Annotated in this window: 8 protein-coding genes; all 8 read right to left on the reverse strand. The window is 68.1% G+C overall.

The features are described 5' to 3' along the window. Positions 1–5: 5 nt before the first annotated feature. The gene (locus tag GZ64_RS0108200; protein ID WP_028501988.1) at positions 6–293 is read right to left on the reverse strand and encodes a WXG100 family type VII secretion target; all 288 of its coding nucleotides are present in this window, start codon (positions 291–293) and stop codon (positions 6–8) included. 136 nt (positions 294–429) lie between these two features. Further along, complete coding sequence (locus tag GZ64_RS0108205) at positions 430–1053, reverse strand: hypothetical protein (protein WP_136025411.1); 624 nt, start codon at positions 1051–1053, stop codon at positions 430–432. Next, complete coding sequence (locus GZ64_RS0108210) at positions 1053–1670, reverse strand: hypothetical protein (RefSeq protein WP_029265870.1); 618 nt, start codon at positions 1668–1670, stop codon at positions 1053–1055. The genes GZ64_RS0108205 and GZ64_RS0108210 overlap by 1 nt, the downstream gene beginning before the upstream one ends. A gap of 39 nt (positions 1671–1709) precedes the next feature. Further along, complete coding sequence (locus tag GZ64_RS0108215; protein WP_029259845.1) at positions 1710–2879, reverse strand: hypothetical protein; 1170 nt, start codon at positions 2877–2879, stop codon at positions 1710–1712. 20 nt (positions 2880–2899) lie between these two features. Continuing rightward, positions 2900–3205, reverse strand: coding sequence for a hypothetical protein (locus GZ64_RS0108220; RefSeq protein WP_021198489.1), 306 nt, complete (start codon positions 3203–3205; stop codon positions 2900–2902). A gap of 167 nt (positions 3206–3372) precedes the next feature. Continuing rightward, a complete protein-coding gene (locus GZ64_RS0108225) occupies positions 3373–4431 on the reverse strand; it encodes a hypothetical protein (RefSeq protein WP_029259846.1) in 1059 nt (352 codons plus the stop codon). A gap of 43 nt (positions 4432–4474) precedes the next feature. Continuing rightward, on the reverse strand, positions 4475–8995 hold the full coding sequence (locus GZ64_RS0108230; RefSeq protein ID WP_029265872.1) for an FtsK/SpoIIIE domain-containing protein: 4521 nt from the start codon (positions 8993–8995) through the stop codon (positions 4475–4477). Positions 8996–9038: 43 nt separating this feature from the next. Beyond that, positions 9039–9441 (reverse strand): FHA domain-containing protein (locus GZ64_RS0108235; protein ID WP_156040313.1); only part of this gene is annotated, 403 nt, incomplete at its 5' end.

Here is a 9441-nt window from a genome sequence, read left to right on the forward strand (position 1 = left end):
GTGTGTCAGCTGCCGGCGAGCTGCTGGTCCAGGTCCTGGATCGCCCGCATCATGCCCAACAGCGACTCGGACATGTCGTTGATGCCGTCGACCGCGGTCTTCAGACCCGTCGTCAACTCCGTGTACCCCTCACCGAACTTCCCCGACGCATGCTGCGTCTTGAAGTCCTCACCCAGAAGAGTGTCCACCTGACCCTTCAACGTGTCCAACTGACCCTGAATGTCATCACGAGCCTGCGACAGCGACGACGCCACCTGCTCCATCTCCGCATAAGACGCACCGAAATCGGCCATCGTCCACACCTCCGCCAATCGAGAGAACCGGACCCCTCCGGCCCGAACAACACCCACCCTACGGCGCACCCACGAACACCGTCGATGGGGACAACTCCCCATCCCCGCACAGGGCTCGATGCGTGTCGGTACGGGGTCAGCCGTTCAGCACCCAGTCGTCCCCCGGGCGCACCACGGCGGAGACGAGCTCTTCGAGACGCTCGGGGTCGGACCGCGGGACGAAACCGCTGAGCGAAGCAGTGGTGAGAACAGCCTCGGCGAACGGCTCGACGAACGCCATCCCGTAGGGCACGACAGGACCGAGCATCGCGCACACGGTCGTACCCTCACCGAAGAAGATCCAGCGGCGCGTCGCGAAGTCGAGACCGTTCTCCCGCTGCGCGAGGGTGGAGGAGAACCCGGTGCCGAGCGCGTCGGTTTCGGTGAGTCTCGGCGTGACGGGCAGGATCGCGGTGCTCGACCAGAGGAAGTCCGCCTGCTCCTGACGCGAGAGTTCATGCGTGATCACAGAGATCATCAGCGGTGCGACGACCCCGCCGTCGACGCCCACGACGAGCAGGAGCCTTCGGTCATCGTCGGCCTGCGCCGCCACCGCGAGCAGGGCGGTCTCGATCTGCGCCGCGACCGTGGAGTGCGCACCGGCATCGCGAGCGAAGTCCTCCGCCGTCTGACGCGCCCACGTCACCTGCTCTTGCGGTGAGAGTCGTTCGCCAGGAATCGGGATGATGCGATCAGGCGCGTACGAGAGGGCGAGGTCCATCAGCGCACCGTCCATGTGAAGGTGCTGACGTGGGTGTCGAACAGTGCCGTCCAGAGCGTGAGGTTCGGGTGATCGGCGGGAAGGTCGACCTCATGCGTCACGGTCGCCGTCCATTGCACCGCCTCGGTGAGCCTCGTTCCCGGAACCGGGATCAGGTAGTTGATCAGCAGCGACGCGACGTCTTCCCCGTCGAGGGACACCTCACGGCGCTCGGTCCACCGCACGATGCGCTGACCCTCACCGATGGCGATGCCGGCGTGGTGGCGGATCGCGCTTTCGACGAGCTGCTCCAGCGTCGCTTCGGGCGTCGAGGAACGCTTGAGCCCGACCAGGGTCGCCGCACCGATCGCCCAGGACGGCGCCGCCTCTCCCGCGAAGGCATACGCGAAGCCCTGGCGTGCCCGCAGTCCCTCGAGGGCCTCGTGCACCTTTCCTGCGAGGACGGGCCCGAAAGTCGTGTTCTGCGCACCCCGCAGGCGCGCGTCCGCCCGACGGATCAGGTCTCGTTCAGTCGCCTCGCTGAGGTCGAACGCCTCCCATCCCGGAGGGAGGAGCATCCGGTAGGGCGGGATGATCGTTCCGGAGTTTCCCGTCAGTTCCGCGCGCAGGCTGCTCATCGTCTCAGTCTTCCATGGGGCGACTCGCGTCGCTGTCGGTCACGAGAACGGATTCTGATCCGGGTCGAATGTGCCCGACCACGCACCGCCCGCGCTGTCTTTGATACCGCCGGCGATCGCGAAATGCGAAGCGAAGACGTTGCCCACCATGTCGAGCGTCTGCACCCCCGTCATCTGCGCGGCGAACGACGCGGCGCCGTTGCCCGTGAACAGTCGAGCGGAGAACTCGCCGAAACCCGTCGTGAATCCGCCGCGGATCTGGCTGAGCGTGCTCAGAGGAGCCCGCCCGGCGACGGCGTTGAAGAACCGCATGCCGTCGGCGCCGAAATCCGCGCCGCGGATCATCGCCATCGGACCACGCGCGAACTTGATCGCGGGACCGATCAGCGGGATGACCCCGATGACACCGAAAACGACATCGATGACCGACCCCTTGCCCCTCGCCAACCGCGCGACGGCCACGATCAGCGTGGCGACCGCGACGATGGCGGCGAGGGCGGCGATGATCGGGCCACCCACGATGATCGCGAGCACGGCGAGAACGATGCCGGCGACGGCGAGGAAGTCGGACATGAACTGCAGGAAGCCGTCCACGTTGTCCCAGAAGCCGTCTTCGATCTTGTCGGAGGTGTCTTCACGGATGTTGCTGGCCGCGTTGGTGAACGCGGTGTGCCAGCTGTTCCACTCGCGATCGTAGTCACCGGCACGCGCATCCCAGTCGCCGCGCGCGCTGCTCGCCGCCCCCGATGCGGCCTCGGCTGCGTCGTCACGCGCGTCCTCCGCCGCCTGCCGCGCCTGATCGTCGTCGGCATCCGCGCCCGTCGGATAGTCGGGGCTCTGCGCAGCCGCCGACGATGCGGCATCCTTCTTCTGCTGATACGTCGCCCACAGTGTCTCGAGATCGTCGAGGATCGGATCGATCGCGGCCTTCGAGGTCTCGAGGTCTGACGCATACTGCACGATGTGCGGCGCGACGGCGTCGTACAGGTCGGCTGCGCGGCCGAGCTCGGCGTGCATCTTTCCGGAGATCTCGGCGAGCTTGTCGACGGATTCGCCCTGCATGTCGGCGCCGTTGTCGACGAGGCGCTGCAGCAGCGTCGCGGAGTTGCTCATCGCGTTCGCGAGATCCTGCAGCGAGTTCCCCCGATCGCGGATCGCCTCCACATCACCGGTCAGAGCGCCGATCGGGTGACCCGCCGGCGAGGTCATGGGCATGTACTCGTACACGGTCAGCCTCCGCTGTTCTCGGACTTGGATGCGGCGTCACGGTCGAAATCCTGGAATCCCTTGATCACCGCAGCCACGTACTCTTCGACCGTCTTGCAATCATCCATGAGCTGCTTACGGCGGTCGTCCCAGCGCCCCTCGAAGTCGGATGCCGCATCGCGCAGCGCACGCTCGCCGTAGGGTGAGCCCACGGCGCTCTCGAGATCGTTGCTGCGCGAACCGGCGTGCTCGAACTCCTCGATGATGTTCTTCAATTCGGTCTGCAACGGCTCGAGATCTCCGTACTTCAGCTTGACGCCGTCACCCACGTCCGTCCCCCTCATGAAACGTTCAGATCGAAGGGACCGGCTGCGGAGCCGGCCCCCTGAAAGTGTCCGTCGCGGCGATCTGATCGCCCCGACTATGCAAACTCTACGAAGAGAATCACCCTTCGGTCGATGGGGACAACTCCCCATCCCAGGATGACCCGTCGCTGTTAGCCCGTCGTGATCTTGGTGATCAGGGCGGCGGCCACGAGACCTACGAGAAGCGGGACGAGACAGCCGACAGCCGCCGCCCGCCCGCCCTTGGGAGCGGCGAACAAAGCCTCCCGCCGCGTGCGACGAGCAGGATCCGCCTCCGTGACACCCGCCGTCTGCTCCGCGCGTCCGCGGACTTCCAGCAGTGACACCAGCGCGGCGAGATCCTCGATCCACTCCCAGTACGCGGGCTCAGCCATCGGGAGGTGCCGTCGGGCGATGACGTAGACCCGGTCGCCGACGACTTCGACGTCGCACCGCTCGGCGACCGCCGTCAGTGCCGCCTGCACGTCCGGAGAGAGCAGATGACGTACCGGCTCCTCCGTCGCCCGCGTCGTGAAGACCTCGAAGCGCGCGGCGAAGTCGCCCTCGATCTGCACGCGCTCCTGCGGCGCAGTCGGCTCCCATCCGGATGCCGCGACTGCGGGTGACTTGGTCACGAGGACCATCGGCGGCAGCGAGCCGGTCAGCGCGAACTCGACGTAGTTCGCGACCCGCGGCATGCGCGCGCGGGCGACCCAGGTGTCGAACGAGTAGTTCGCGGCCTCGAACGGGCGCGGGGACGGGCCGGAGACGATGTCGCTGGCGACTCGCGAGGTGCCGATTCCGAACAACGCTGCCGGCCGCTCAGGGTCGAGTTCGCCGGTGCGATAGGTGAGTCCGTTCGCCGCTGTGAACTGCTCGAGGCGGTACTCCTCGATCTCCCGCTCGCGCGGACCCCGGAGGTGGGATCGGATGCGGCCGACCGCGAGCGGCAGCACCATCAGCACAGCCAGAACGACGGTCGTCAGATCGGCGCCGTCGGCACCGAACATGAACTGCACGGCCACGACGGCCAGGGCCGCGAGTGCACCGGCGCCGACGACCAGCACGACCGATTGGAAGACGACCCAGCCGGAACCGAGCACCACGCCGAACCGGCGCCCCTCCCTCGTCACACGCTCACGGCTCTCCTGCCGCGCACGCACCGGATCCACACGCGCGCGCAGCGCGGCGTCGTCGAAGGTGACCGTCATCGTTCGCCCCTCCTTCGGAACCGATGCGTGTGCGCGCTCGCGCTCAGCGGACTGGCGTCCATGTGTCTCCTTCGATGAGTGGCAGCTGTACCGTGACCTGGCGTCCCGCTTGTACGAAGATGCCTCGACCGTCCGGGAAATCCGTGCGCTTGACCTTGGGGAACGGGACTTTGAAGATCGCATCGCCGTCGAACGCATCCGGCTTGAGAACAATGCCCTTGCGCCCGGCTTTGAAGTCGCCGATGAATCCGAAGCCGCTCGTCACCTGGGTGACGTCGGCGTCGCCCACCAGCAGGTGATCGCTCCGGTTGATCGCCTGGAAGAGCGCCTTCATCTCGCGTTCGGCGGGGCCGTCCGCGAACTGGGGCACGTCCTCGACGATGACGAGCATGCGCACCGGAATGGTTTCGTCGACGGCGATCTCGGCGATCTCCTTCGCGAGCTCTTTCGCGTCCTCCGGGGTGACCGCGCTCCGCGTCCAGTCGACGTAGCCCTTGAGCTGGGCTCGGCGACCGCCGAAGTGGAACAGCTTGACCTCGGGGTCGAACCGCCGTATCGACGTGATGATCCCCTTGAGCGCGGTGGTCTTGCCCGACGATGGCGGACCGGCGACCACGAAGGTGCCGACAGGGTCGAAGTCGCGTGCGGCCAGCGTGTCCTCCGCGACGCCGAGCACCGGGAACTCGCCCAGACGATCCGGGAGATCGCGCACGGACAGGCGGGTCGGCAGGGCGCCGATCTCCGGCACCTCCCTCGCCCCGGCCGCGCGCAGAGCCGTCGCGTGCTGTTCCAACAGCTTGGTCTGCTCAGCCACGTTCGGGGTGCCGCCCAACGTCGCGATCTGCGTCTCCCGCCCGTCGACGATCGCGCGACCGGGAGCCGAACGCTCGTCGAGCACGTCCTTGGGCGCGTTGAGCATCGCGTACCCGGATTCGTCGGAGAGCCGCAGGACCACGCGCCGCGACACGTTGGCGCTGACCGCGGTGGGCACGGAGCCCGAACGGTCGGCGCTCGCGATCACGTGCACGCCCAGCGGGCGCCCCTCTCCGAGAATGCGCATGAACGTCTGGTAGAACGGCATCCGCGCGGTGGTCGACTCCCACTCGCTGCGGAACTGCGGGAACCCGTCGATCAGGATCAGGATGCGGGCCTCATCCTTTCCGGTGATCTCCCGGTACTCGGTCAGGCTGGAAGCGTTGGCGGCGCTGAAGCGCTTGCCGCGGTCGTCGAGCACGGCGGCCAGCGAACGCAGCACGCGCTGCACGCGCTCGGAGTCGTCGCCGGAGATGATCGAGCCGACGTGGGGCAGCATCTCGAGGCTCTTCAGCGCACCCGATCCGAAGTCGAGGCCGTACACCTCGACGTTCGAATGCGCGGGCTCGAAACCCGCCGCGATCGCGATCGTGCGCAGGACCGTCGATTTGCCCGATCCGCTGGTCCCGTAGACCAGGAGCGACCCGTCCTTGTCGGGATGGAAGTACGCGGGCTCCTGCAGCTGCCGCTCCGGGACATCCATCTTGCCGAGCAGCACCTGCCCGTCGCCGAGCACCGGGAGGTCGCGCAGATCGACGGCGCCCTCGAGGTCGTCGAGCCACGGACGCCGGGGCGCCGGGATGCGGGCCTCGCGTGCCGCGTTCACGAGTGTCGCCACGATGCGCTTCTGGTCGTTGGGTCCGAGATCCTCATCGTGGGAGTCGGATTCCGGAGCCTGCTCGGCCTCCCAGGTCTGGATCGAGCCGAAGCGGAGCTCGGCGACCTTGACCTCGGCGACCTGCGCCTCGTCGGTCGTCCACCCGCCCGCGTAGGCGGACTGGAACGGCACGAGGCGACCCGGACCGGTCTTCGCGATGCCGCGTCCGGGCAGCGAGGGCGGGAACGTCGCCGCCACCGGATCGTCCACGACGTCTTTCGAGTCGGATTCATCGGCCATCCGCAACGCGACGCGCAGGTTCGTGTTCGCGCGCAGATTGTCCTTGATGACGCCCGCGGGGCGCTGGGTGGCCATGATCAGGTGGATGCCGAGGGAACGACCGCGCTGGGCGATGTCGACGACGCCGTCGACGAACTCCGGCACTTCTCCGGCGAGCGCGGCGAACTCGTCGATCACCAGCACCAGGGCCGGTGGCGTCTCGGGATCGCGACGCTTCTCGAGCTCGAGGAGGTCCTTCGCCTTCTTGCGGTTGAAGAGGTGCTCGCGATGGTGCAGCTCGGCGCGCAGGCTGGTGAGGGCGCGACGCACCAGGTGCGGGCTCAGGTCGGTGACCAGCCCCACGGTGTGCGGCAGGTCGACGCAATCCGCGAACGCGGAACCGCCCTTGTAGTCGACGAAGAGGAATGTGACGCGATCGGGGCTGTGGGCCGCGGCCATGCCGAGCACCCACGCCTGCAGGAACTCGCTCTTGCCGGCACCGGTCGTCCCGCCGACGAGCGCGTGCGGCCCCTGGGAGCGCAGGTCGAGGGTCATCGCGTCGGTCTGCGACTGCCCGATGATGGCGCGCAGGTTTCCGGCCTTCTTGAGCCGGGACTGCGGAGCACCGGAGCGATCGATGATGGTGTTGTTCTGACGCCACCGGTCGATCACGGCGCTCGCATCCTCGGCGACCTCGTTGCCCACCAGCGAGAGGAAGCTGACGGAGTTCGGGATGTCGGAGGAATCCTCGATCACCGTGCTGGAGTCGACGACCGGGGCGAGGCGCTTCGCGAACATGGTCATGTAGGCGTGCGAGACGCCCTCGACCTGCACCCCGCGGTAGTCCACGCCGCTGCGGACGGTACCGACCACGGCATCGGCGAGGCCGGAGCTCACATCGACGAACGTGCGGCACGCGGCGGGCAGCGCCTCGACGACCGGAGCGACGAAGAGCGCGTACACGCCGACGTCGGCGCCGCGTTCCAGGATCTGGGTCAGTCGAGCCCGGTCGACGGGAGCGTCGTTCGTGATGATCACCAGGATGGCCGTCTGGCCGGGGAACGTCGCGTCCTCTGCTGCCCGCTTGACGTCGGTCCCGTAGCGCATCGGATCCCAGTCGGCGCCGTACGGCGGCCGCGCGGACTTCGATTCCCGCGAGCGACGCAGCACGATCTCCTCCAGGCCGCTGAGCAGCGCCGTGCCCGTCGAGGCGGAATCGGCGAGGGGCATCTCCTTGAACGGGTTGCGCTCGCTCGAGGTGTGCGGCAGCCACTTGAGCCAGTCGAGCTCATTCGCCCAGCCCGGCTCGGTGAGGGCGACGGTCACCAGCTCATTGGGGGAATGCGTACCGAACAGCTGCACCGCGATCCCGCGCAGCGCATCGCTCGCGAGCGACGTCGGCCCCGCGACGCCGATGGATCCCACGCTCTGGAGCGATTCCAGGATGGGGACGTCGTCGATCATCCGGTACCGCTCCTCGAGGCGGTCGACGCGCTCGACGTACTCGACGAGCGCCTCCGGGGTCTCGGTGCGCTTGATGCGCGTGCGCGCCTCGCTCTCGCAGACGCCGAGGCGCAGGGCGAGGAAGTTCCAGTGCTCCGGTCGACGCGTCCACAGCAGGGGTCCGAGGCGCATCGCCTCATCGAACACGACGGCGACGGCGGGAACCTCGTTCTGCCGCACCTCCCGCTCCTTCGGGTGCGAGTGGTAGAGCGTCTCCTCGAGCCGCTCGAACTGCTCCTCGAACGACTCCGCCTCCTTGCGCAGACGCTGACCGATGTTGGTCTTCTGGGAGATGAAGTTACCGAACATCATCATCGGGGAGGCGGCGGCGATGAGCAGAGAGGCCGGACGCTGCGTGATGCTGAACATCGTCACGGCCAACAGGATCGGCGCGACGAGCATGGGCCAGGGGAAGAGCCGAGACGGCTGGTCGCGTGGGTAGCGCGGTTCATCCAGCTCCTGCCCCGTGAACCGTTCCTCCACGCGGGGGCTGCGATTGAACATCAGAGCACCCCCGCGCTCGAGCACCGGGTCGCCGCTGGCCGATCCGTCGAAGTCGCTCACCATGTGCACGACGAACTCGCAGTCGCCGAGCGCGAAGCTCTGTCCGGGAATCACGCGGAGCCGCTGCACGAGTCCGCCATCGACGAGGATCCCGTTCGCCGAGTTCAGATCGACCAGCTCGACGAAGGTCGCGGCGACCTCGATACGAGCGTGCCGCTTCGAGACCAGCGGATCAGCGATCGTGACGTCGTTCGCGCTATCACGGCCGATCAGGAAGTGACCGATCGGCAGCGGGAACTCCTGGCCCGCGGCGGGACCGGCGACGACCGTGAGCACGGCGGCCGGGCGCGTGCCGGCTCCTCCCACCGATACCCGGTTCGGGCCGACGTTGACCACCTCGGCGAGGAAGCCGGAGCCGATCGGAGCGTCACCGACGAGCAGGTCGGGGTTGAGCATGGTGAGCTGCTCGCTGGTCGGCGGCGCCACCGAGAGAGTGAGCACGTCGGCCGGAGCCGCGGCGATACTGCGTGCGGGGTCGGTCGTGGCGATCTGACGCGCGACGTCGGCGATCGTCGCCGTCGAGTCGGCCATCACGACCACATCGGTCAGGGGTGCTGCGGGTCGACGCAGGGTCAGCTTGACTCTCATCGCTCGTCCTCACCGCGCCGAGGGCGCATCTCACTACTCAGGGTCATGCCCACTCCACCTGGAGGGACCGGTCGCCGAAGCGCACCGTGTCGCCGGTCTTCAGCTCGGCGGGGTGTCCGGCCGGGAGGACCGTCTCCGCACCGCCCCGGATGATCGCGCTGCCGTTGGTCGACGCCCGGTCGACGACGAAGACACCTCGTCGAGCCGGCATCACCGCTATGTGCGTCTTGGACACCGAGCGAGTGTCGTCGATCACCGGCACGAGCAGCGCCTCCCCCTCGCCGGCGGCCGCACTCGGAGACCGCCCGAAGAGCGTGGTGCCGCGCACCTCGATGCGCTCGCCCGTGTCGAGCACGAGGATCGCACGGACGCCCGCGGGTGCGGGAGCAGCGGGCGCAGCAGGCGCAGGTACAGGTGCTGCAAGGGCGGGCGGTTCCGCCGCGGGC

This window comes from Microbacterium sp. Cr-K32 (genome assembly GCF_000708345.1).
GTDB classification, from domain to species: domain Bacteria; phylum Actinomycetota; class Actinomycetes; order Actinomycetales; family Microbacteriaceae; genus Microbacterium; species Microbacterium maritypicum_A.